20 protein-coding genes are annotated in these 22,359 nt (G+C 57.5%); 9 read left to right on the forward strand and 11 right to left on the reverse strand.

From position 1 onward, the window contains the following. Genes yidD through rpmH form a run of 3 tightly spaced genes read right to left on the reverse strand, consistent with a single transcriptional unit; the run spans window position 1 to window position 791 of the window. Window positions 1-246 carry a membrane protein insertion efficiency factor YidD gene (gene yidD, locus MMG91_RS23325; protein ID WP_305424391.1) on the reverse strand — a complete coding sequence of 82 codons (246 nt, stop codon included), beginning with the start codon at window positions 244-246 and terminating at the stop codon, window positions 1-3. Further along, complete coding sequence (gene rnpA, locus MMG91_RS23330; protein ID WP_305449886.1) at window positions 239-640, reverse strand: ribonuclease P protein component; 402 nt, start codon at window positions 638-640, stop codon at window positions 239-241. Before rnpA ends, yidD begins: the two co-directional genes overlap by 8 nt. 16 nt (window positions 641-656) lie before the next feature. Continuing rightward, entirely contained in the window at window positions 657-791 is a 135-nt protein-coding gene (rpmH, locus tag MMG91_RS23335; protein WP_003213577.1) for a 50S ribosomal protein L34, read from the reverse strand. Between the two features lie 567 nt (window positions 792-1,358). Between rpmH and dnaA the strand changes: the two genes are divergently transcribed. Genes dnaA through gyrB form a run of 4 tightly spaced genes read left to right on the forward strand, consistent with a single transcriptional unit; the run spans window position 1,359 to window position 7,569 of the window. After that, a complete protein-coding gene (gene dnaA, locus MMG91_RS23340) occupies window positions 1,359-2,879 on the forward strand; it encodes a chromosomal replication initiator protein DnaA (protein WP_305447602.1) in 1,521 nt (506 codons plus the stop codon). A gap of 39 nt (window positions 2,880-2,918) precedes the next feature. Continuing rightward, window positions 2,919-4,022: a DNA polymerase III subunit beta gene (gene dnaN / locus MMG91_RS23345; protein WP_007903001.1), complete on the forward strand. Its 1,104-nt coding sequence runs from the start codon at window positions 2,919-2,921 to the stop codon at window positions 4,020-4,022. A 20-nt stretch (window positions 4,023-4,042) separates the two neighbouring features. Continuing rightward, entirely contained in the window at window positions 4,043-5,146 is a 1,104-nt protein-coding gene (recF, locus tag MMG91_RS23350; RefSeq protein ID WP_008007898.1) for a DNA replication/repair protein RecF, read from the forward strand. A 5-nt stretch (window positions 5,147-5,151) separates the two neighbouring features. Then, entirely contained in the window at window positions 5,152-7,569 is a 2,418-nt protein-coding gene (gene gyrB / locus MMG91_RS23355) for a DNA topoisomerase (ATP-hydrolyzing) subunit B (RefSeq protein WP_223489412.1), read from the forward strand. A 204-nt stretch (window positions 7,570-7,773) separates the two neighbouring features. Here gyrB and MMG91_RS23360 read toward each other — a convergent pair whose 3' ends face one another. Further along, window positions 7,774-8,571, reverse strand: coding sequence for a helix-turn-helix domain-containing protein (locus MMG91_RS23360; protein WP_305503985.1), 798 nt, complete (start codon window positions 8,569-8,571; stop codon window positions 7,774-7,776). 164 nt (window positions 8,572-8,735) lie between these two features. On the opposite strand from MMG91_RS23360, the gene MMG91_RS23365 reads away from it, so the two are divergent. Continuing rightward, window positions 8,736-9,635, forward strand: a complete 900-nt coding sequence (locus MMG91_RS23365; RefSeq protein WP_310660852.1) for an EamA family transporter — start codon at window positions 8,736-8,738, stop codon at window positions 9,633-9,635. Between the two features lie 129 nt (window positions 9,636-9,764). On the opposite strand, the gene MMG91_RS23370 is transcribed toward MMG91_RS23365, so the two are convergent. Further along, window positions 9,765-10,484 (reverse strand): response regulator transcription factor, encoded by a 720-nt coding sequence (locus MMG91_RS23370; RefSeq protein ID WP_305447606.1) that lies wholly within the window; start codon window positions 10,482-10,484, stop codon window positions 9,765-9,767. Between the two features lie 486 nt (window positions 10,485-10,970). Here MMG91_RS23370 and MMG91_RS23375 point away from each other — a divergent pair, with 486 nt between their 5' ends. Together MMG91_RS23375 and MMG91_RS23380 are read left to right on the forward strand one after the other, a co-directional pair. Then, window positions 10,971-11,966: a FecR domain-containing protein gene (locus tag MMG91_RS23375; protein ID WP_310660853.1), complete on the forward strand. Its 996-nt coding sequence runs from the start codon at window positions 10,971-10,973 to the stop codon at window positions 11,964-11,966. A gap of 18 nt (window positions 11,967-11,984) precedes the next feature. Beyond that, window positions 11,985-14,297 (forward strand): CHASE2 domain-containing protein, encoded by a 2,313-nt coding sequence (locus tag MMG91_RS23380; protein WP_310660854.1) that lies wholly within the window; start codon window positions 11,985-11,987, stop codon window positions 14,295-14,297. Window positions 14,298-14,479: 182 nt separating this feature from the next. Here the strand turns inward: MMG91_RS23380 and MMG91_RS23385 are convergent, their stop codons facing one another. The 4 genes from MMG91_RS23385 to glyQ all read right to left on the reverse strand — a co-directional run bounded on the left by MMG91_RS23385 (window position 14,480) and on the right by glyQ (window position 18,889). Continuing rightward, complete coding sequence (locus MMG91_RS23385) at window positions 14,480-15,259, reverse strand: lysophospholipid acyltransferase family protein (RefSeq protein ID WP_310660855.1); 780 nt, start codon at window positions 15,257-15,259, stop codon at window positions 14,480-14,482. An 81-nt stretch (window positions 15,260-15,340) separates the two neighbouring features. Then, on the reverse strand, window positions 15,341-15,880 hold the full coding sequence (gmhB, locus tag MMG91_RS23390) for a D-glycero-beta-D-manno-heptose 1,7-bisphosphate 7-phosphatase (RefSeq protein WP_305506943.1): 540 nt from the start codon (window positions 15,878-15,880) through the stop codon (window positions 15,341-15,343). A gap of 4 nt (window positions 15,881-15,884) precedes the next feature. Further along, window positions 15,885-17,939 (reverse strand): glycine--tRNA ligase subunit beta, encoded by a 2,055-nt coding sequence (gene glyS / locus MMG91_RS23395; RefSeq protein WP_305503989.1) that lies wholly within the window; start codon window positions 17,937-17,939, stop codon window positions 15,885-15,887. Beyond that, window positions 17,936-18,889 (reverse strand): glycine--tRNA ligase subunit alpha, encoded by a 954-nt coding sequence (glyQ, locus tag MMG91_RS23400; RefSeq protein ID WP_003213601.1) that lies wholly within the window; start codon window positions 18,887-18,889, stop codon window positions 17,936-17,938. The genes glyS and glyQ overlap by 4 nt, the downstream gene beginning before the upstream one ends. A gap of 81 nt (window positions 18,890-18,970) precedes the next feature. On the opposite strand from glyQ, the gene tag reads away from it, so the two are divergent. Together tag and MMG91_RS23410 are read left to right on the forward strand one after the other, a co-directional pair. After that, window positions 18,971-19,528 (forward strand): DNA-3-methyladenine glycosylase I, encoded by a 558-nt coding sequence (gene tag / locus MMG91_RS23405; RefSeq protein ID WP_305447611.1) that lies wholly within the window; start codon window positions 18,971-18,973, stop codon window positions 19,526-19,528. A gap of 40 nt (window positions 19,529-19,568) precedes the next feature. After that, window positions 19,569-20,456, forward strand: coding sequence for a lysophospholipid acyltransferase (locus MMG91_RS23410; protein WP_310660856.1), 888 nt, complete (start codon window positions 19,569-19,571; stop codon window positions 20,454-20,456). Between the two features lie 60 nt (window positions 20,457-20,516). Here the strand turns inward: MMG91_RS23410 and MMG91_RS23415 are convergent, their stop codons facing one another. Next, the gene (locus MMG91_RS23415) at window positions 20,517-20,831 is read right to left on the reverse strand and encodes a tetratricopeptide repeat protein (protein ID WP_310660857.1); all 315 of its coding nucleotides are present in this window, start codon (window positions 20,829-20,831) and stop codon (window positions 20,517-20,519) included. A gap of 132 nt (window positions 20,832-20,963) precedes the next feature. Next, the gene (trkA, locus tag MMG91_RS23420) at window positions 20,964-22,337 is read right to left on the reverse strand and encodes a Trk system potassium transporter TrkA (protein ID WP_030127845.1); all 1,374 of its coding nucleotides are present in this window, start codon (window positions 22,335-22,337) and stop codon (window positions 20,964-20,966) included. Between the last annotated feature and the right edge of the window lie 22 nt (window positions 22,338-22,359).

The raw sequence follows: 22,359 nt of genomic DNA on the forward strand, positions 1-22,359 counted from the left end.
TTACTCGGCCATCGAAGAAGAACGGGAGGTAGGGATAGATGGAACCGGGTCATAACCACCGGGATTCCACGGATGACAGCGACCTAAACGACGAAAGGTCAGCCAGCCACCGCGCAGAAGGCCATGATTTTCTATGGCTTCATACGCGTAGCAGGAACAACTGGGGTAGAAACGACAGTGACTGGCCATCATGGGACTGATGGCATAGCGATAAAACTGGATCGGAACGAGTGCCAGTTTACGCATCGGGACTGTCTACCCCTACAGTTTCGGTTTTGGCTGCTGGTACCGGCTTGCTGCGTGCCAGACGTTTCCAGAGCTTGTCGAAATGCTGAATCAATTCGGGGCTTTCTACGTCACCCAAACCTTTGCGCGCGACGATAACAATGTCCCAACCGACCAGTAAATCCTGGTTCAGGCGAAACGATTCGCGCATCAGACGTTTGAGGCGATTGCGCTCGACGGAGAGCTTTACGCTCTTTTTCCCGATAACCAGCCCGAGACGGGGGTGATCAAGATCGTTGTTGCGCGCAAGGAGCAGGAGATTTTTCCCCGGAACCTTGCCGGTAGGGGAGTCAAAGACTGCCTTGAAATGCCGGGGAGTAAGCAGACGCTTTTCCCGACTGAAGTCCTGACTCACCTCCAGTGCCGGATTATCAAACTGCCAGACGCGCACGACCTTTGGCGCGACGACGCGACAGGACGGCACGACCGTTCTTGGTAGCCATGCGAGCACGGAAACCGTGGGTACGAGCGCGTTTGATAGTGCTTGGTTGGAAAGTACGTTTCATTGTCGTGTTACCTGGTTCGTCCACAACGGGCCGGAATGGCCCCCGTTTTAAGAGACCGGGGATTCTAGAGAAAGCAAGCCTCTAGGTCAATTTCCAACCAGCGTTTCCTTATAAATAGATCTCCAGACGATTTGCTCGCCGTAGGTCGTTCGCTAGATATAGAAATAAAGAAGGGAATTATTTAAAGCTTTTCTGTAAAGCTTATAAAAGCTAGGGGCACGTTCATCTGTGGATAACTATCTTCAGGCCTTCTAAACCGGGATGTACAGAGAATGACAACTACAGTGGAAAACGGTGGTCAGCCTGTGCTGCGCTGTCGGATAAGCTGTGTGTGGAAAGGCTAGTTATCCACAGGCAGGTTATCCACCGAGTTTCCCCCCCACTTGTCCAGTGCCCTCATGGGCGGTTATCCACAGAGCTTATGCACATACCGTTGGTCTTCTTTTCGAGGGTTAACGCATTGATAAATCATGCCCTGTGCGCAACCTGCATGTGGATAAGTGGACGTCTGGTCGCTACAATGACCGCTTGTTTTTGCCTCACCGGCTTTCAACTTAGGGGATATCCGTGTCAGTGGAACTTTGGCAGCAGTGCGTAGAGCTTTTGCGCGATGAGCTGCCTGCCCAACAATTCAACACTTGGATCCGTCCACTACAGGTCGAAGCCGAAGGCGACGAGCTGCGTGTCTACGCGCCGAATCGTTTTGTTCTCGACTGGGTCAATGAAAAGTACCTGGGTCGCGTCCTTGAACTGCTGGATGAGCATGGCAATGGCCTGGCGCCGGCGCTTTCCTTATTAATAGGCAGCAAACGCAGTTCGGCACCGCGTGCGGCACCTAATGCCCCACTGGCCGCTGCAGTATCCCAGGCTCAGGCCGCTCAAGCGCCTGTCAGCGCTCCGGCGCCAGCCCCGGCAGCTGCATCGACCAAACGTGCGACCCAAAAGGTTGCTGAAGTCAGTGAAGAGCCGTCCCGCGACAGCTTCGATCCAATGGCCGGCGCCAGTTCGCAACAGGCCCCGGTTCGCTCCGAACAGCGTACGGTGCAGGTCGAAGGCGCGCTCAAGCACACTAGTTACCTGAACCGCACCTTTACCTTCGAGAACTTCGTCGAAGGCAAGTCCAACCAACTGGCCCGGGCTGCGGCCTGGCAGGTGGCGGACAACCCCAAGCACGGCTACAACCCGCTCTTCCTTTATGGTGGTGTCGGCTTGGGTAAAACCCACTTGATGCACGCTGTGGGTAACCACCTATTAAAGAAGAATCCGAATGCCAAGGTTGTTTACCTGCATTCCGAGCGTTTCGTCGCGGACATGGTCAAGGCCTTGCAGCTGAATGCGATCAACGAGTTCAAGCGCTTCTACCGCTCGGTGGATGCGTTGCTGATCGATGACATTCAGTTCTTTGCCCGCAAGGAACGCTCCCAGGAAGAGTTTTTCCACACCTTCAACGCCCTGCTTGAAGGGGGCCAGCAGGTCATTCTTACCAGTGACCGCTATCCGAAAGAAATCGAAGGCCTTGAAGAACGCCTGAAGTCACGTTTCGGCTGGGGCCTGACGGTTGCCGTCGAGCCGCCGGAGCTGGAAACCCGTGTGGCGATCCTGATGAAAAAGGCCGACCAGGCCAAAGTCGATCTGCCACACGACGCGGCGTTCTTCATTGCCCAGCGTATTCGCTCCAACGTCCGTGAGCTGGAAGGCGCGCTTAAACGCGTGATCGCCCACTCGCACTTCATGGGCCGCGACATCACCATCGAGCTGATTCGCGAATCCCTGAAAGACTTGTTGGCGCTGCAAGACAAACTGGTCTCTGTGGATAACATTCAGCGCACCGTCGCCGAGTATTACAAGATCAAGATCTCCGACCTGCTGTCCAAGCGTCGTTCACGCTCGGTAGCACGTCCGCGTCAGGTCGCCATGGCGTTGTCCAAGGAATTGACCAACCACAGCCTGCCGGAAATCGGTGATGTGTTTGGCGGCCGCGACCACACGACTGTTTTGCACGCCTGCCGCAAGATCAACGAGCTTAAGGAATCCGACGCGGACATCCGCGAGGACTATAAGAACCTGCTGCGTACACTGACTACTTGATGAACACCAGCGCAGCTTATTAAGGCAAGGGACTAGACCATGCATTTCACCATTCAACGCGAAGCCCTGTTGAAACCCCTGCAACTGGTCGCAGGCGTCGTCGAGCGCCGACAGACCTTGCCGGTGCTCTCCAACGTGCTGCTGGTTGTCGAAGGCCAGCAACTGTCGCTGACCGGTACCGACCTGGAAGTCGAGCTGGTCGGTCGTGTGCAACTCGAAGAGCCTGCGGACCCGGGTTCCATCACTGTGCCTGCGCGCAAGCTGATGGACATCTGCAAGAGCTTGCCGAACGATGCGCTGATCGACATCAAGGTCGATGAGCAGAAGCTTGTGGTGAAGGCCGGCCGTAGCCGCTTCACCTTGTCGACCCTGCCAGCCAATGACTTCCCGACGGTGGAAGAAGGCCCAGGCTCGCTGACCTGCAGCCTTGAGCAAAGCAAACTGCGTCGTCTGATTGAACGCACCAGCTTCGCCATGGCGCAGCAAGATGTACGTTACTACCTCAACGGTATGCTGCTGGAAGTCTCGGCCGGGATCATCCGCGCCGTAGCCACCGACGGTCACCGTCTGGCGATGTGTTCGATGCAGGCCGATATCGGTCAGCCGGACCGTCATCAGGTGATCGTACCGCGCAAAGGTATTCTGGAACTGGCGCGTCTGCTGACCGAACCGGACGGCAACGTCAGCATCGTGCTGGGTCAACACCACATCCGCGCCACCACTGGCGAATTCACCTTCACCTCGAAACTGGTCGACGGTAAATTCCCTGACTACGAGCGTGTTCTGCCTAAAGGCGGCGACAAGCTGGTACTTGGCGATCGCCAGGCCCTGCGTGAAGCGTTCAGCCGTACTGCGATTCTGTCAAACGAGAAGTATCGTGGCATCCGTCTGCAACTGGCCAATGGTCAGCTGAAGATCCAGGCGAATAACCCGGAGCAGGAAGAAGCAGAAGAGGAAGTGGGCGTTGAGTACAACGGCGGCTCCCTGGAAATCGGCTTCAACGTGAGCTATCTGCTCGACGTACTGGGCGTGATGACCACCGAGCAGGTTCGCTTGATCCTGTCCGACTCCAACAGCAGTGCGCTGGTACAAGAGTCCGACAACGACGACTCGGCCTACGTTGTCATGCCGATGCGTCTGTAATCATGTTCAGCAGAACCTAGATGTCCTTAAGTCGCGTCTCGGTCACCGCGGTGCGCAATCTGCACCCGGTGACCTTCTCCCCCTCCCCCCGCATAAACATTCTTTACGGCGCCAACGGCAGCGGCAAAACCAGTGTTCTGGAAGCCATTCATCTGCTGGGGCTTGCCCGTTCGTTTCGTAGCAGCCGCCTGTTACCCGTCATTCAATACGAGCAATTGGCGTGCACGGTATTTGGCCAGGTCGAATTGGCCGAGGGTGGACACAGCGCGCTGGGGATATCTCGCGACCGCCAGGGTGAGTTCCAGATCCGCATCGACGGGCAGAACGCCCGAAGTGCTGCGCAACTGGCAGAGATCCTGCCGTTGCAGCTGATCAACCCGGACAGCTTTCGCCTGTTGGAAGGTGCGCCGAAGATTCGCCGGCAGTTTCTCGACTGGGGTGTGTTCCACGTGGAACCCCGATTCATGTCGACGTGGCAGCGCTTGCAGAAGGCCTTGCGCCAGAGAAACTCTTGGCTGCGACATGGTACACTTGACGCCGTTTCGCAAGCGGTTTGGGACAGGGAACTGTGCCAGGCCAGCGCTGAAATAGATGAATACCGCCGCGCTTACATCAAAGCCTTGAAACCAGTCTTTGAACAGACCTTGAGCGAACTGGTTGAGCTTGAGGGCTTAACGCTCAGCTATTACCGAGGTTGGGACAAAGACCGGGAATTGAGTGCAGTGCTCGCCGGATCCCTTCAGCGGGATCAGCAAATGGGGCATACCCAAGCCGGACCACAACGCGCTGATTTGCGTCTTAGATTGGGCGCACATAACGCCGCGGACATCTTGTCCCGTGGTCAGCAGAAGTTGGTGGTCTGTGCATTGCGGATCGCCCAAGGGCACTTGGTTAGCCAGGCCCGTCGCGGCCAGTGTATTTATCTGGTGGATGACCTGCCGTCCGAACTGGACGAGCATCACCGTCGCGCGCTTTGCCGCTTGCTGGAAGACTTACGCTGCCAGGTCTTTATCACCTGTGTAGATCACGAATTATTGAGGGAAGGCTGGCAGACGGAAACGCCAGTCGCTCTGTTCCACGTGGAACAGGGCCGTATCACCCAGACCCACGACCATCGGGAGTGAAGGCATTGAGCGAAGAAAATACGTACGACTCAACGAGCATTAAAGTGCTGAAAGGCCTGGATGCCGTACGCAAACGTCCCGGTATGTACATTGGTGACACTGACGATGGCAGTGGTCTGCACCACATGGTGTTCGAGGTGGTCGATAACTCGATCGACGAAGCTTTGGCCGGCCATTGCGACGACATCAGCATCATTATCCACCCAGACGAATCCATCACCGTTCGCGACAACGGTCGTGGCATCCCGGTAGACGTGCACAAAGAAGAAGGCGTCTCGGCAGCCGAGGTCATCATGACCGTGCTGCACGCCGGCGGTAAGTTCGACGACAACTCCTACAAAGTATCCGGCGGTCTGCACGGTGTAGGCGTTTCGGTTGTAAACGCGCTGTCCAAAGAACTGGTCCTGACCGTTCGCCGCAGCGGCAAGATCTGGGAACAGACTTATGTCCACGGTGTTCCGCAGGAGCCGATGAAGATCGTTGGCGAGAGCGAAACCACCGGTACCCAGATTCATTTCAAGCCATCGGCTGAGACCTTCAAGAACATCCACTTCAGCTGGGACATCCTGGCCAAGCGGATTCGTGAACTGTCCTTCCTCAACTCCGGTGTCGGCATCGTCCTCAAGGACGAGCGCAGCGGCAAGGAAGAGTTGTTCAAGTATGAAGGTGGTCTGCGTGCGTTCGTTGAATACCTGAACACCAACAAGACTGCGGTCAACCAGGTGTTCCACTTCAACATCCAGCGTGAAGACGGCATCGGCGTGGAAATCGCCCTGCAGTGGAACGACAGCTTCAACGAGAACCTGTTGTGCTTCACCAACAACATTCCACAGCGCGACGGCGGTACTCACTTGGTGGGTTTCCGTTCGGCACTGACGCGTAACCTGAACACCTACATCGAAGCGGAAGGTCTGGCGAAGAAGCACAAAGTTGCCACCACCGGTGACGACGCCCGTGAAGGCCTGACCGCGATCATTTCGGTAAAAGTACCGGATCCGAAGTTCAGCTCCCAGACCAAAGACAAGCTGGTGTCTTCCGAAGTGAAGACCGCGGTTGAACAGGAAATGGGCAAGTACTTCTCTGACTTCCTGCTGGAGAACCCGAACGAAGCCAAGTTGGTTGTCGGCAAGATGATCGACGCGGCGCGTGCTCGTGAAGCGGCGCGTAAAGCCCGTGAGATGACCCGTCGTAAAGGCGCGCTGGACATCGCCGGCTTGCCGGGCAAACTGGCTGACTGCCAGGAAAAAGACCCTGCCCTTTCCGAACTGTACCTCGTGGAAGGTGACTCTGCTGGCGGCTCCGCCAAGCAGGGACGCAACCGTCGCACCCAAGCCATCCTGCCGCTCAAGGGTAAGATTCTGAACGTCGAGAAGGCACGCTTCGACAAGATGATCTCTTCTCAAGAAGTGGGCACCTTGATCACCGCGCTGGGCTGCGGCATTGGCCGCGACGAGTACAACATCGACAAGCTGCGTTATCACAACATCATCATCATGACCGATGCTGACGTCGACGGTTCGCACATCCGTACCCTGTTGCTGACCTTCTTCTTCCGTCAGTTGCCGGAGTTGATTGAGCGCGGTTACATCTACATCGCTCAGCCGCCGCTGTACAAGGTCAAGAAAGGCAAGCAAGAGCAATACATCAAAGACGACGACGCCATGGAAGAGTACATGACGCAGTCGGCCCTGGAAGACGCGAGCCTGCACCTGAACGAGGAAGCCCCGGGTATCTCCGGTGAAGCGCTCGAGCGTCTGGTGAATGATTTCCGCCTGGTGATGAAGACCCTAAAGCGTCTGTCGCGCCTGTACCCGCAGGAGCTGACCGAGCACTTCATCTACCTGCCAGCGGTGAGCATGGAGCAACTGTCGGATCATGCAGCTATGCAGGATTGGATGGCTCAGTTTGAAGTTCGCCTGCGCACCGTCGAGAAATCCGGCCTGGTTTACAAGGCCAGCCTGCGTGAAGACCGTGAACGTAACGTCTGGCTGCCAGAGGTCGAGCTGATCTCCCACGGCCTGTCGAACTACATCACCTTCAACCGCGATTTCTTCGGCAGTAACGATTACAAGACTGTTGTGTCGTTGGGCGCTCAGTTGAGCACCTTGCTGGACGAGGGCGCGTACATCCAGCGCGGCGAGCGCAAGAAGCCGGTCACCGAATTCAAGGAAGCACTTGAATGGCTGATGGCTGAAAGCACCAAGCGTCACACTATCCAGCGATACAAGGGGCTGGGCGAAATGAACCCGGATCAGCTGTGGGAAACCACCATGGACCCAAGCCAGCGCCGGATGCTCAAAGTGACCATCGAAGACGCCATTGGCGCAGACCAGATCTTCAACACCCTGATGGGTGATGCGGTCGAACCTCGCCGTGACTTCATCGAAAGCAACGCCTTGGCGGTTTCCAACCTGGACTTCTGATCCTCCTCCGGCAGGACCGCTAAAACGAAAAAGGCCAACGCTTAGCGTTGGCCTTTTTTATTGCGTGTGGGCGTTGCGGCAGTGCCAGGGACATAAATGATGTCTTTATCTTCTGCTGGGTTCGCAGATTGGTGACTCTCACTCCGTTGAGAAGGTACATCGACGTGCCAAGAGGTCGATTGTTTTCCCTTCTCGATCAATCGCTCAGAATACCGATGCACCTTTGGACTTGGCCAGATAACGCCCCGGTGAGTCTCCCAGGTTACGCCGAAATACCGAGGTAAATGCGCTTGGGCTGCTGTAACCCAGATCAATTGCCACTTCGGTGATAGATGAACCATTGCTCAGTCTGGATGTTGCTTCTAGCAAACAGACTTGTTGCCGCCAGAACACAAAACTCATGCCAGTCGCTTCCCGAAAACTTCGCGTGAACGTTCGCCGGCTCATGCTCGACCAACTAGCCATTTCACTGATGGAAATGTTCTGCGTGGGTGCATCAAGGAATCGATGGCACGAATGGGCCAGTCGAGGCTCTGAAGGCAAAGGTGCGCTCAGTGGAAGCTCCGACATGGCGCCGATTTCATCCACCAGTAGCGTCTGCACGGATTGGCTTCGGATATTGGGCGGTTGCTCCGGATCAATGGCCAACGCCGCTTCCAACAGGTGCCTGAGCAGCGGCGAAACATTGTAGACCTGGCAATGCTCCGGTAAACCGGCGCGGATGGAGGCAGCCTCATCGAGGTAAGTGTTGATCATGGTCACGTCGCCGCGCATATGCATTTCATGCGACACGCACGCGGGAACCCAAAGTGCTCTTTGAGGCGGGACAACCCAATTCCCCAGATCGGTGAACATCTTCACCGCGCCCGTCGAGGCGTATGCAAACTGACCACGACTGTGCGTGTGCCGCGCAAAAACAGTACCCGAAGAATACTTGCTCAGGCTCACCACAGCATCGGGGCTTCCATGCTCGTAGGGATCCAGTGTTTGATTGATCGACATGGCCCGATTTTGACAAAAATAGACCTGCTATAGCAAGCAGGCCAAAATTTTGGACCATAGAATCGCATCTCCAAAAAAAACTGATGCAGAAACGGTTCGCATTGAACTGATTGGAATGCGGCACACCGCCAATGCGGTGTGCCGCTTAATGTGAGGCTAGGGACATGCAGAAAAAACATTTGGTTCTGGCGATACTCGTCACCTTAGTGTGGGGAGTGAACTTTCCAATCACCAAACTGGGTTTGCGCTCGATCGATCCCTTTGTGTTAACCGGAATACGCTTTGCGCTCGCCGCCATACCTTTGGTGTTCTTCATCAAGCGCCCCGCCATCAAGTTCAGCTATGTCGCCGCTTACGGCTTCATTTTCGGGTTGGGGATGTGGGGTGTGATCAACTATGGCATTCAGGTAGGTGTCAGCCCCGGTATTGCTTCGCTGATCATTCAGCTCAGTGTGTTCTTCACCATGGGTTGGGGGGCGTTACTATTTAAAGAAAAGCTTCGCGGTGCTCAGCTTATCGGGGCACTGCTGGCATTGGTCGGGCTAGCGGGCATCATTTCCACCCAGCAAGGGGAGCACGCAATACTTGGAGTACTGCTGATTGTGCTGAGTGCAGTCGCTTGGAGCGTCGGCAACGTGATTATCAAGAAATCGGGTGTCAAAGAGATTTTTTCATTCATGGTCTGGGCCAGCCTGTTTCCACCCATCCCGCTCTTCTTCATCGCTTGGCTCATGCAGGGGGCCGCGCCCTTTGAGCACCTGCAAAGTAGTCTTGACTTCATGGCTGTGCTATCGATCGTTTTTCAGGTTTACCTAGCCACACACTTTGCCTATTGGGGGTGGAATTCGCTGTTGAAGCTTTATCCCGTATCAACAGTGGCACCGCTGTCGTTGTTGATTCCGGTATTCGGCATCGGCAGTTCGATGCTGATTATCGGCGAACACATCTCGACACCTAACTTGATTTCAGTTGCGATCATCATTATAGGATTGGCAGTCGGCCTCTATCGCAAATCCCCCGGCACAATCCATACCGCCTCCAGAGCAGGGTTACGCTCTGACTAAGGCGGTTGTGCCAGAACATTGATCGATTGAAATCTACATGGGCGGGGGTATTGATCCCCCGCGCAGAACTGCCGTAATGGACACTGCCAACGCTTAGCGTTGGCCTTTTTTATTGATTGGCGAAAGTCGTCATGCGCTAGCGGTGGCCACGCTCTCAAGCCGATACCCATACCCGTAAATCGTCAGCAGTTGCCAACCGCGATCGGCCGTCAGGCCCAGCTTGTTGCGCAGGCGATAAATATGAGTGTCCAGTGGGCGGGAGGAGACTATTTCTTCATGGGTCCAAAAGCGCTCATATAAGTATTCGCGGGACAAAGGTCGGCCCAGATTGGCGAACAGGCAACGGGCGAGACGGTATTCCCGTTCGGTCAGGCTGATGGGGGTGGAGGCGCGGGTGACGGTGAGTTCGGCATCGTCGAATTCGAGGTCATTGAAGGTCAGTATTTCGGTGGCTGCCGCGCGTTGCAGTCCATGCCGACGAAGCACCGCGCTGACCCGAGCCATCAGCTCGTTGGGACGAAACGGTTTGCTCACGTAATCGTCGGCCCCGGCGTTCAACGCCTGGACGATATCGCTTTCGGTATCGCGACTGGTGAGCATGATCGCGGCCGGTGGCACGTCCATGTGTTCACGGGTCCAGCGCAACAACGCCAGGCCGCTGATATCGGGCAGTTGCCAATCGAGTATCAGCAGATCGAAGGTCTCCCGCCGGAGCTGCCGCAGCAAGTCCTCTCCCCGCTCGAAACTGTGCAGCGTCCACGCCTGCTCTCCCGTGACGGGGATCTGTCGCAGTGTCTGTTCCACCCGGCGGAGTTCGGCGGGTTCGTCATCCAGTATTGCGACACGCATGCCGAGTGTTTCCTTCATCTCGTAAGTGCAAAGTGAAAATTCCTGCGGGAGTTTAGGCTGATTGATTGATTCTGAACAATTGTGGCGAATTGCTGCGATGTTCCCAAGTATGGCTACGCTGATGGCACTTCGCCGATGAGCTGTTTTTAGCCTCCGAGCAATTCTGAACAAATATTGAGAATCGGCTCGCAAGGTCACTTATGCCGGTAAATTCTTCGTCGCTGAGCGGCACAGGGGCATTGGGATGTGCTCCGACGCAGGGAGCGTCAACGCCAACCTGGCAGGACGGTCGATTGCCGGTTTTCGACAGTCTGCAGTTCAGGGGAAAACACACGGAGTGCCTGCTCGGTTCTGACACAGGGATGTGTCATCTCTCATGCCCTTTGCTCCCATGGCTATCTGCCAGAGCGTCCAGTCAGGTATCGTGCGTCAAATACTTGTGCGCGTTATCCGGCGTGATTTTCATAAGAGCATAAAAGCCAATCCATGAACCCCATGACCTTATTGCTCCCACGCCGTTCGGGTGTCTGTCTTTTACTGATTGCTGGCCTGACGGGATTGCTCACCCAGAGTGCATCAGCGGCTGTCGCCTCGGCAAAACGTCTGCCTTATATCGATGAAAACCAACAATGCCGCGGTCAACCGCTGCCGGCGACTGTCGAGCATCTGACCGGCGAAGCCTGGAAGCTGGACGCCAAAGGCAAGCAGACACCATTGCAGGAAGGCCTGTTGATCGGCGAGCAGGAAGGCGTCAAAACCTCGCCCTCGGCGTTTGTCAGCCTGTCCCTGGGTGATGGCTCGCGGGTGGTGTTGCCCTCCAATTCCCATATCACCTTGCATCTCAATGAAGAACAATCGATCCCTCAGGTCATTCTTGAGCAGGGGCAGGTTGAGTCATATGTGATCAAGCGTGCCAGCGACCATGATCGCTTTCAGATTGTCACGCCGGTCGGTGTGCTGGGCGTACGGGGCACGCATTTTCGGGTACGCAACGATGACGGTGGCCAGGCACTACTTGAGGTTCTGAACGGACAAGTGGCAGTCAATCGTGATGAGGAAACGTCGGGCGCCCGCCCTGCCCGGTCGGCTGTCGAACGGGCTCGGAACTCTGAAGCTGACGAGGTCCAGGTCATGGCCCGTCAGGGTTTGCGTATTCAGAAACAAGGCACGTTGACGCCAATCGACTTGTTACCTGCCCCACGTTTGTTGGGGCAAGCCGGTCAGACGGGAAATGTGCCTGTCTGGCAATTGATCATGAAACCCATCGAAGGGGCCACGCGTTATCGGGCGCAAGTGGCCACCGACGCAGCCTTTCTGGACATCAAGCAAGAACAGTTTTCCAGTACACCAGAGGTCAAGTTCAGCGGGCTGAAAGCGTTTTTCTACCATGTTCGCCTGTCGGCCTATGACGCTCAGGGGTTAGAGGGAGAGACCGGGGTGTATGACATTTTCTATTACCCCAGGACCACCCGTGTCCAATAGCGCCCTGGCCGACGACCGATGAAGAGACGACCAAGGAAGGATGACCGCGAGCCGACCCAGGCTCAGCGGTTGTTTCAGCGGATGGTCCGCGAATGGCTGTGGGTCTGTCTGATCCTGTTGCCGCTGACGGCGATGCTGTCCATGACTCAGGGTCTTGCCCTGAGCAATCTGCTGTATGACAACCTGCGCCGGCTAAGCCCGCTGCCGGTGGACCCGCGAATACTCATCGTCACGATCGATGACTATAGCTTGCAGCAGCTTGGCCAATGGCCGTGGTCGCGGGCCATGCACGCGCAACTGCTGGATCGACTCAGCGCAGCGAACGTTAAAGGCGTTCTATTCGACGTTATCTTCAGCGAGCCCGATAGCCAACCCGAGAATGATCAGCTTTTAGCCCAGGCGGCCTGCCGAGCCGGTAATGTTTCCGTGCCGCTGCTGCGCGAAGATGTAGCGCGCTATGGTCAGCCCTTGGGGGAAATTGAACCGGTGGATCCGCTGAACCATTGTGCCAAAGGTGTGGGGCACATCAATGCCGAAGCGGACGCCGATGGGATCGTGCGCAGCGTGTATTTAAGCGAAGGACCGGCGCAAAAAACACGCCCCCAATTGGCCTGGCTGCTGTACGAAGAAACCCTCGCCGATAAGGGAAATGCCCCCATGCCTGGTACCCCGGCCCTGCCATCAGTGCAAGGCTGGCAGCGAGCCCACGAAATACGGATTCCTTTCATCCACTCCGACGCGGGCTTTCCCACTGTGCCCTATGTCAGCGTATTGCGCGGCGAAGTCCCGCCCGAGTTGCTGCGCGATCGCTTGATCCTGATCGGCTCAACCGCTGCAGGCCTGGGTGACCGCTACGTGACACCCCAATCGGCCGGCATCGGCACCACACCGGGCATCGAGATTCAGGCGAATATCCTCAACGGACTGCTACAAAAGCGCAGCATTGTGGTTTTCGATCAGCGCTTGGCGGCGTTGCTATCGATAGTGATTGTCGGTGAGTTGCTGGGCCTGCTGTTGGTGCGTCCGCGTCGCGCGCTATGGTTGACCTTGGGTGCAATGACAGCCGCTCTGCTGGTTTCGAGTGTGCTGTTGCGCCTGGGCTGGTGGTGGTCCCCGGCTGCGAGCCTGGTGGGGATTTTGCTGGGGTACCTGATCTGGAATTGGCGACGGCTGAATGCGGTGCTCGCCTATTTCGGCTGGGAACTCGCGCGCCTGGACAGCGAGCCAAAAGTTTTTCCCGAACGTCGTCGCACCCAGGCCCCGGCCGGTGATGTGCTGCAAGGGCAAATCGTCGCTCTGGAGCAGGCCATGAGCCGGACCCGCGACACCCGTCGCTTCATTGCCGATGGCCTTGAATACCTGCCGGTGGCGACGCTGATCAGCGATCCGCACGGGCGTATTCTGCTGGCCAACCGCAAGGCTCGAGAGGTATTTGATCGTGGCTTGGTGGGCGAAGAAATACTCGAGCAACTGAGCGACCTGGGTTACCCGGTGCTGTCCGACGGAACACGGTCTGCATTGTCGACCCTGGAGCCGTTGGAGTTTCGTGACACCCAGGCACGCAGCCTGCGTCTGGATCGGGCACCGCTGTTGCCCGCCGAGGGCGACTCCGTGATCGGCTGGCTACTGAGCCTCACCGACTTGAGCGTCGAGCGGGACGCCGAAGAACAGCGAGCCGTGTTGCTGCGCTTTTTGTCTCATGACCTCAGAGCTCCCCATTCGGCGATACTCGCCTTGCTCGATGTTCAGCGGCATCAGATGTCCGGTGACACTCAAGTGTTTAGCCAGATCGAGTTACAAGTGCGCAAGGCGCTGAACCTGACCGAGGCTTTTGTGCAATTGGCAAAGGCCGAGTCCGAGGCCTATCAGTTTCAGCCGAGCATGTTCGCAATGTTGTTGCTCGATACCTTCGACCAGGCCTCGAGCATCGCTCATCTGAAGAACATTCAATTGCTGCATGACCTCGACGAAGACGCTGAAGCGCTGGTCCTGGCCGATCAATCGCTACTGACACGGGCACTGTTCAACCTATTGGAAAACGCCATCAAGTACAGTCCGGTGGGCTCGCAGATATCGGTACGGGTGAGTTATGCCGAAGGCTGGTTGATGTGTGAGATCGCCGATCAGGGCCGAGGGATTGCTGTCGATGAACTTCCTGAGTTGTTCAGTCAGTATCGGCGTTTTGCCTCGGCTCATGGCAGCGACGGTCTGGGGCTGGGTTTGTCCATGGTCAAGGCGGTGGTGGATCGTCATGGCGGGAGAATTTCCTGTCATAGCGTGGTGGGGCAAGGCACGACGTTCAGTGTCCAGTTACCGCTATTGAGCGAGTGAGCCAGACGCTTTCAACGGGCATAAAAAACCGGCTATATATCAGCCGGTTTTTTACGTCCGAAATAAACTTATGCACCTTTTTCGACGTTTTATTTGCTTAAGAAATATGTATTTAAATCATAAGCTTAAGAATTAAAAACGACGGTTTTAAACAAAACGGTACACAGGTTATCCACAGAATCTCAGACAGTCAGTTGATCGGTGGCGTTGGGGGCCGCCGGGGCTGCTGGCAGCGAGCCCATCTCGCGTTGCATCTGTTCGTTCCAGGCCTGCACTCGGTCATTCAGGTCGGCAATGGCTCGCGGCCCACTGCCCTCGGCGTACATCGGCGCGCCAATGATCACGGTGATCACGCCTTGCTGTTTCGCCCAACCGGTTTTTGGCCAGAACTTGCCGGCATTGTGCGCAATCGGCAGTACCGGTAATGACGCATTGACGGCCAACGCGGTGCCACCGCGGGAGAACTTGCCGATGGTGCCGTAGGGAACGCGAGTCCCTTCAGGGAAGATCAGCACCCAGACATTGTCCTTGAGCAGCTCATCGCCCTTCTTCGCCACATGCTTGAGCGCAGCTTTCGGGTTGCCACGGTCGATGGCGATCGGTCGCAGCATGGCCATGGCCCAGCCGAAGAACGGAACGTAGAGCAGTTCGCGCTTGAGCACCTGGCTTAGAGGCTCGAAATACGCCGAGAGAAAGAATGTTTCCCAGGTGCTCTGGTGGTTCGACTGAATCACGCAGGGCCGGTCAGGCACGTTCTCAGCACCCTTCACTTCGTAACTGATACCCAGAAAGACTTTGCTCAGCCATAAAGCGCAGCGGCACCAGTACACGTTGATAAAGCGATAGCGCGCCTTGAATGGCAGAAACGGCGCGATAAAAAAGCTCAGGGTGCACCAGAGCAAAGAGCTGGTGCCCAGCAGCAGGTAAAAGAGGAAAGTTCTGATGGCCTGCAGTATCGACATGGCGACATTTACCGTTGCGGGCATTGCCCGCCTATTCAAACGCACCCCCGATCAGTCCTTGGCCAGGATGTCAGAAGAGCCTTAGTTGTGGATAAGTTCCGCGGCAATCGCCGCCAGATCGTCAAAAATCAAGGTGCCCGCCGGTAGGGTCAAGCCCTGCGTCTTTTCGCCTTTCCCGGTCTTTACCAAAACTGGCTGAGAGTCGACGGCCCTGGCGGCTTCCAGGTCACCGAGAGTATCGCCGACGAACCATAGATTCGTCAGCGAAACGTTGTAATGCGTGGCGATGGTTTTCAACATCCCCGGTTTTGGCTTGCGGCAATCGCAGCCATCGTCTGGCCCATGCGGGCAATAGACGATCAGCCCGACTTCGCCGCCCTGCTCCGCCACCAGCTCGCGCAAGCGAGCGTGCATGGCCTCCAGGGTGGCGATGTCGTAATAGCCGCGAGCGATGCCCGATTGGTTGGTAGCGACCGCCACCGTCCAGCCGGCCTTGCTCAACTGCGCAATCGCTTCGATCGAACCGGGGAGTGGAATCCACTCCTCCACCGACTTGATGTACGCGTCGGAGTCGTAATTGATCACTCCGTCCCGATCGAGAATCAGCAGTTTCAACAGCAGCCCCTTAGCCCAGCAGCGAAATGTCGGCGACGCCGAGGAACAAACCACGCAGACGCGCCAGCAGCGCATAGCGGTTGGCTCGCACCTTGGCATCTTCGGCGTTGACCATCACCGCTTCGAAGAACGCATCCACCGGCTCACGCAAGGCGGCCAAACGCGCCAGCGATTCGCTGTACTGACGAGCAGCGGCCATTGGCTGAACAGCCTGGTCAGCCTGCTGGATTGCTGAATACAGGGAGAACTCGTTGGCGTTGTCGAAGTACTTGGCTTCAACGACCGAAGGAACAGAGCCTTCGACCTTGCTCAGCAAGTTCGAAACGCGCTTGTTCACGGCGGCCAGGGCTGCGGCTTCCGGCAATTTGCGGAACGCTTCTACAGCTTGTACACGCTGATCGAAGTCCAGCGCCGAGCCCGGCTTCAGAGCACGGACCGACAGGTAAGTCCCGACATCAACGCCTTCGTCTTCATAACGGGCGCGCAGACGATCGAAGATGAATTCCAGCACCGCGTCATTCAGGCCGGCAGCCTTGACCTTGGTACCGAACGCATTCACGGCAAACGCCACGGCGTCGTTCAGGTCAAGGTCGAGCTTCTTGTCGATCAGGATGCGCAACACACCCAGCGCTGCACGGCGTAGGGCGTACGGGTCTTTGCTCCCGGTTGGCAGCATGCCGATACCGAAAATACCCACCAGCGTGTCGAGCTTGTCGGCGATGGCCACGGCCGCCCCGGTCAGGGTGGTCGGCAGTTCAGCACCGGCACCGCGCGGCATGTACTGCTCGTTCAGTGCCAGTGCAACTTCTTCCGGCTCACCGTCGTTGAGGGCGTAGTAGTAACCGGCGACACCTTGCATCTCCGGGAACTCGCCGACCATCTCGGTCGCCAGGTCGCACTTGGACAGCAGGCCGGCACGGGAGGCCCATGCAGCGTTGCCGCCAATGCGTTGAGCGATGAATGCAGCGAGTCTGGAAACGCGCTCGGCCTTGTCGTAGACGCTGCCGAGTTTTTCCTGGAACACCACGTTCTGCAGGCGCAGATTGAATTCTTCGAGTTTCTGCTTCTTGTCTTGCTTGAAGAAGAACTCGGCGTCGGTCAGGCGTGGGCGAACCACTTTCTCGTTACCGGCGATGATCTGCTGTGGGTCTTTGCTTTCGATGTTGGCCACGGTAATGAAACGAGGCAGCAACTTGCCGTCGGCATCCAGCAGGCAGAAATACTTCTGGTTGTCCTGCATGGTGGTGATCAGCGCTTCTTGCGGCACGTCGAGGAAGCGTTCTTCGAACGAGCACACCAGCGGCACCGGCCATTCAACCAGCGCAGTCACTTCGTCGAGCAGGCTTGGCGGCACGATGGCCGTACCTTCCTGCAGCGTCGCCAGTTCTTCGGTGCGCTTGCTGATCAGCTCGCGACGCTCGTTGGCGTCGGCCAGCACATAGGCAGCACGCAGATCGCTCAGGTAGTTGGCCGGCGAGGTGATGCGCACGCTTTCAGGATGATGGAAGCGGTGACCACGGGAATCGCGACCGGACTTTTGCGCGAGGATGGTGCAGTCGATGACATGGTCACCGAGCAGCATCACCAGCCACTGGGTCGGGCGAACGAATTCTTCCTTGCGAGCACCCCAGCGCATGCGCTTGGGGATAGGCAGGTCGTTCAGGGAATCTTCGACGATGGTTGGCATCAGGCTGGCGGTCGGCTTGCCGGCGATGCTTTGGCTGTAGCGCAGTTTCGGCCCGCTCTGATCAATCTCGCTCAGGTCGACGCCGCACTTCTTGGCGAAGCCCAGGGCTGCTTGAGTCGGGTTGCCTTCGGCATCGAACGCGGCCTGACGCGGCGGGCCGTCAAGGTTGATGCTGCGATCCGGCTGCTGGGTGGCCAGCGCGGTGATCAGCACGGCCAGACGACGTGGCGCGGCGTAGACGGTTTTGGTTTCGTAGTTCAGACCGGCAGCTTGCAGGCCTTTGTCGATACCGGCCAGAAACGCTTCGGCCAGGGTGTTCAGGGCTTTGGGTGGCAGTTCTTCGGTGCCCAGTTCAACCAGAAAATCTTGAGCACTCATTGTGCAGCCTCCAGCTTGGCCAGTACTTCATCACGCAGGTCCGGGGTCGCCATCGGGAAGCCCAGCTTGGCGCGAGCCAGCAAGTAGGCTTGCGCAACGGAACGCGCCAGGGTGCGTACACGCAGAATGTATTGCTGACGCGCAGTCACCGAGATCGCTCGGCGCGCATCCAGCAGGTTGAAGGTGTGGGAAGCCTTCAACACCATTTCGTAGCTCGGCAACGGCAACGGCTGATCAAGTTCGATCAGGCGCTTGGCTTCGCTTTCATAGAAGTCGAACAACTCGAACAGCTTCTCGACGTTGGCGTGTTCGAAGTTGTAGGTCGACTGCTCCACTTCGTTCTGGTGGAACACGTCGCCGTAGGTCACCTTGCCGAACGGACCGTCAGCCCAGACCAGGTCATAGACCGAGTCCACGCCTTGCAGGTACATGGCCAGACGCTCCAGACCGTAAGTGATCTCGCCGGTCACCGGGTAGCACTCGATGCCGCCCGCTTGCTGGAAGTAAGTGAACTGCGTCACTTCCATGCCGTTGAGCCAGACTTCCCAGCCCAGCCCCCAGGCGCCCAGCGTTGGCGACTCCCAGTTGTCTTCGACGAAACGGATGTCGTGCACCAGCGGGTCGAGGCCCACGTGCTTGAGGGAGCCCAGGTACAGTTCCTGGAAGTTGTCCGGGTTCGGCTTCAGGACTACCTGGAACTGGTAGTAGTGCTGCAGACGGTTCGGGTTTTCGCCGTAGCGGCCGTCAGTCGGGCGACGACTGGGCTGCACATAAGCGGCGTTCCAGGTTTCCGGGCCAATGGCGCGCAGGAACGTGGCAGTGTGGAAAGTGCCGGCGCCTACTTCCATATCGTAGGGCTGAAGTACCACACAACCTTGCTCGGCCCAGTATTGCTGGAGGGCGAGGATCAAGTCTTGGAAGGTACGCACGGCTGGCGTAGGCTGGCTCACGAAATTCACCTGTTTCTTGGGCTGCGATTTAAAGAGCGGGAGTATACCCGATTCGGTCCTGCGCACGCCCCCTGGAGCCTTATGCCACGCTGCTTTTGGTGTACCGAAGATCCGCTGTACATGGCTTATCACGATCAGGAGTGGGGCACGCCGCTACGCGATGCGCAGGGTTTGTTCGAGTTGCTTTTGCTCGAAGGGTTCCAGGCCGGGCTTTCCTGGATCACCGTGTTGCGCAAACGAGAGCGTTATCGCGAGGTGCTGTTTGGCTTCGACATACAGCGCGTGGCACAGATGAGCGATGCGGAAATCGATGAATTGATGCTCGATCCGGGGATCATCCGCAATCGCCTCAAACTCAATGCAGCCCGGCGCAATGCCCAGGCCTGGCTGGCGTTGGAGGACCCAGTGGCGTTTCTCTGGTCGTTCGTCGGCGGAACGCCTGTGATCAATCATTTCAAGGATCGCAGTGAAGTGCCGGCCGTGACACCGGTCGCTGTCGAGATGAGCAAAGGCCTGAAAAAAGCCGGATTCACGTTCGTCGGCCCGACCATTTGTTACGCGTTGATGCAGGCTTCGGGCATGGTCATGGACCACACTCGGGATTGCGATCGCTACGCCACCTTGGCGAACGGCGGTTAGAATAGCCGCCTCGCGCACAGCACAAGATCAGGAGTGACCTGTGGATAAGTTGAAAGGCGCCTTGCTGGTAGGCGCTCTGCGTCTGTTTGCCCTGCTTCCTTGGCGGGCCGTGCAGGCGGTGGGTTCGGCAATTGGCTGGATCATGTGGAAAACCCCCAACCGTTCCCGCGACGTGGTGCGGATCAACCTCGCCAAGTGCTTTCCGCAGATGGACCCGGCCGAACGCGAGCGTCTGGTGGGCCAGAGCCTGAAAGACATTGGCAAGTCCCTGACCGAGAGCGCTTGCGCGTGGATCTGGCCGGCGCAGCGTTCCATTGAATTGGTGCGGGAAGTCGAAGGTCTCGACGTTTTGAAAGAGGCGTTGGCATCCGGCAAAGGTGTTGTCGGCATCACCAGCCACCTGGGCAACTGGGAAGTGTTGAACCACTTCTATTGCAGCCAGTGCAAACCGATCATTTTCTACCGTCCGCCCAAGCTCAAGGCGGTGGATGAGTTGCTGCGCAAGCAGCGGGTGCAATTAGGGAATCGGGTGGCCGCTTCCACCAAGGAAGGCATCCTCAGCGTGATCAAGGAAGTGCGCAAAGGTGGTGCAGTGGGCATTCCGGCTGACCCGGAACCGGCCGAATCCGCCGGGATCTTCGTGCCGTTCTTCGCCACTCAGGCCCTGACCAGTAAATTCGTCCCGAACATGCTGGCCGGCGGCAAAGCGGTCGGTGTGTTCCTGCACGCCCTGCGCCTGCCGGACGGTTCGGGTTACAAGGTGATCCTCGAAGCTGCGCCGGAAGCCATGTACAGCACCGATACGGAAACATCCTGTGCAGCCATGAGCCAGGTGGTCGAGCGCTACGTGCGGGCCTATCCGAGCCAGTACATGTGGAGCATGAAGCGCTTCAAGAAGCGTCCGCCGGGTGAAGAACGCTGGTATTGATGCTGCTGTGGATAACTTCGCAGGCCGAGATCTTTTGATCTTGGCCTGTGTTATCTCTGATCAGTGCGCCTGACGCTCAAGCTTTTTCAGAAACACCGTCATCTCCTTCTCGGCCTGCTTGTCGCCATGGTTGCGGGCGGCTTCCAGGCCCTGTTCCCAGGCCTGACGCGCCGCTGTGTAATCCGCCAACGCCAGATGGGCCTTGCCCAATAGCTTCCAGGCTGCCGAATACTTCGGATCGAACTCGACGCAGCGCTGGAAATGCTCCGCGGCTTTGGCATTTTCACCCAGATCCAGATAACCCTTGCCCAGGCCGAAGCGCAGCAGCGAGTTATCCACACCCTTGGCAAGCATTTTTTCCAGGGATTCGATCATCGGTGCTTCCTCAGTCAGTGATCGTACCCACGCTCCGCGTGGGAATGCAGCCCGGGACGCTCGGCGTCCCATTCAAAGCCGAACGCGGAGCGTCCGTTGAGGCGTTCCCATGCAGAGCGTGGGAAACGATCATCAGAAGAAGCTCAACCCCACATGGAACAACTTTTCCACATCCCGAATGTGCTTCTTATCCACAAGGAACAGAATCACATGGTCGCCGGCTTCAATCACTGTGTCGTCGTGGGCGATGATCACTTCTTCGTCGCGGATGATCGCGCCGATGGTGGTTCCCGGCGGCAGGCCGATGTTTTCGATGGCCTTGCCGATCACCTTGCTCGACTTCGCATCACCGTGGGCGATGGCCTCGATGGCTTCCGCCGCACCTCGGCGCAATGAGTGCACGCTGACGATATCGCCGCGCCGCACGTGGGCCAGCAAGGTGCCGATGGTCGCCAGTTGCGGGCTGATGGCGATGTCGATGTCGCCGCCCTGGATCAGGTCGACATAGGCCGGGTTGTTGATGATCGTCATCACCTTCTTCGCGCCCAGACGCTTGGCCAGCAACGAAGACATGATGTTGGCTTCGTCGTCGTTGGTCAGCGCCAGGAAGATGTCGGCGTCGGCAATGTTCTCTTCCATCAGCAAGTCGCGGTCGGAGGCACTGCCCTGTAACACCACGGTGCTGTCGAGGGTGTCCGAGAGATGGCGGCAGCGGGCCGGGTTCATCTCGATGATCTTCACCTGATAGCGGCTTTCGATGGCCTCGGCCAAACGCTCGCCAATCTGCCCACCGCCAGCGATGACGATACGTTTGTAGCTCTCATCGAGGCGGCGCATTTCGCTCATCACCGCGCGAATATTCGCTTTGGCGGCGATGAAAAACACTTCGTCGTCGGCCTCGATCACGGTATCGCCCTGGGGCAGGATCGGCCGGTCACGACGGAAAATCGCCGCAACGCGGGTTTCGACATTCGGCATGTGTTCGCGCAGCTGTCGCAGTTGCTGACCCACCAGCGGACCGCCGTAATAGGCTTTTACTGCCACCAGTTGCGCTTTGCCTTCGGCGAAGTCGATTACCTGCAACGCCCCCGGATGCTGGATCAGGCGCTTGATGTAGTTGGTAACGACTTGCTCCGGACTGATCAGCACGTCGACCGGAATCGCTTCGTTATCGAAGAGTTCGGCGCGGGTCAGGTACGCGGCTTCGCGGACCCGGGCGATCTTGGTTGGCGTGTGGAACAAGGTGTGCGCGACCTGGCAGGCCACCATGTTGGTTTCGTCACTGTTGGTCACTGCAACCAGCATGTCGGCGTCGTCGGCACCGGCCTGACGCAGTACGGTCGGCAGCGAACCGCGACCTTGCACGGTGCGGATGTCCAGCCGATCGCCGAGGTCACGCAGGCGTTCGCCATCGGTGTCGACCACGGTGATGTCGTTGGCTTCGCTGGCCAGGTGCTCTGCCAGCGAACCGCCGACCTGCCCTGCGCCGAGGATGATGATTTTCATCCAGTCACTCCCTTAAAACCGG

The sequence above is a fragment of the Pseudomonas sp. JL3 genome (assembly GCF_031570575.1).
In the GTDB taxonomy this organism is placed as follows: domain Bacteria; phylum Pseudomonadota; class Gammaproteobacteria; order Pseudomonadales; family Pseudomonadaceae; genus Aquipseudomonas; species Aquipseudomonas cucumis.

What these genes read in the sequence shown, in the direction of transcription:
- yidD (WP_305424391.1), bottom strand. Translation starts at nt 246, where the DNA reads ATGCGTAAACTGGCACTCGTTCCGATCCAGTTTTATCGCTATGCCATC.
- rpmH (WP_003213577.1), bottom strand. Translation starts at nt 791, where the DNA reads ATGAAACGTACTTTCCAACCAAGCACTATCAAACGCGCTCGTACCCAC.
- dnaN (WP_007903001.1), top strand. Translation starts at nt 2,919, where the DNA reads ATGCATTTCACCATTCAACGCGAAGCCCTGTTGAAACCCCTGCAACTG.
- recF (WP_008007898.1), top strand. Translation starts at nt 4,043, where the DNA reads ATGTCCTTAAGTCGCGTCTCGGTCACCGCGGTGCGCAATCTGCACCCG.
- MMG91_RS23360 (WP_305503985.1), bottom strand. Translation starts at nt 8,571, where the DNA reads ATGTCGATCAATCAAACACTGGATCCCTACGAGCATGGAAGCCCCGAT.
- MMG91_RS23365 (WP_310660852.1), top strand. Translation starts at nt 8,736, where the DNA reads ATGCAGAAAAAACATTTGGTTCTGGCGATACTCGTCACCTTAGTGTGG.
- MMG91_RS23370 (WP_305447606.1), bottom strand. Translation starts at nt 10,484, where the DNA reads ATGCGTGTCGCAATACTGGATGACGAACCCGCCGAACTCCGCCGGGTG.
- MMG91_RS23375 (WP_310660853.1), top strand. Translation starts at nt 10,971, where the DNA reads ATGAACCCCATGACCTTATTGCTCCCACGCCGTTCGGGTGTCTGTCTT.
- MMG91_RS23380 (WP_310660854.1), top strand. Translation starts at nt 11,985, where the DNA reads ATGAAGAGACGACCAAGGAAGGATGACCGCGAGCCGACCCAGGCTCAG.
- MMG91_RS23385 (WP_310660855.1), bottom strand. Translation starts at nt 15,259, where the DNA reads ATGTCGATACTGCAGGCCATCAGAACTTTCCTCTTTTACCTGCTGCTG.
- glyS (WP_305503989.1), bottom strand. Translation starts at nt 17,939, where the DNA reads ATGAGTGCTCAAGATTTTCTGGTTGAACTGGGCACCGAAGAACTGCCA.
- tag (WP_305447611.1), top strand. Translation starts at nt 18,971, where the DNA reads ATGCCACGCTGCTTTTGGTGTACCGAAGATCCGCTGTACATGGCTTAT.
- MMG91_RS23415 (WP_310660857.1), bottom strand. Translation starts at nt 20,831, where the DNA reads ATGATCGAATCCCTGGAAAAAATGCTTGCCAAGGGTGTGGATAACTCG.
- trkA (WP_030127845.1), bottom strand. Translation starts at nt 22,337, where the DNA reads ATGAAAATCATCATCCTCGGCGCAGGGCAGGTCGGCGGTTCGCTGGCA.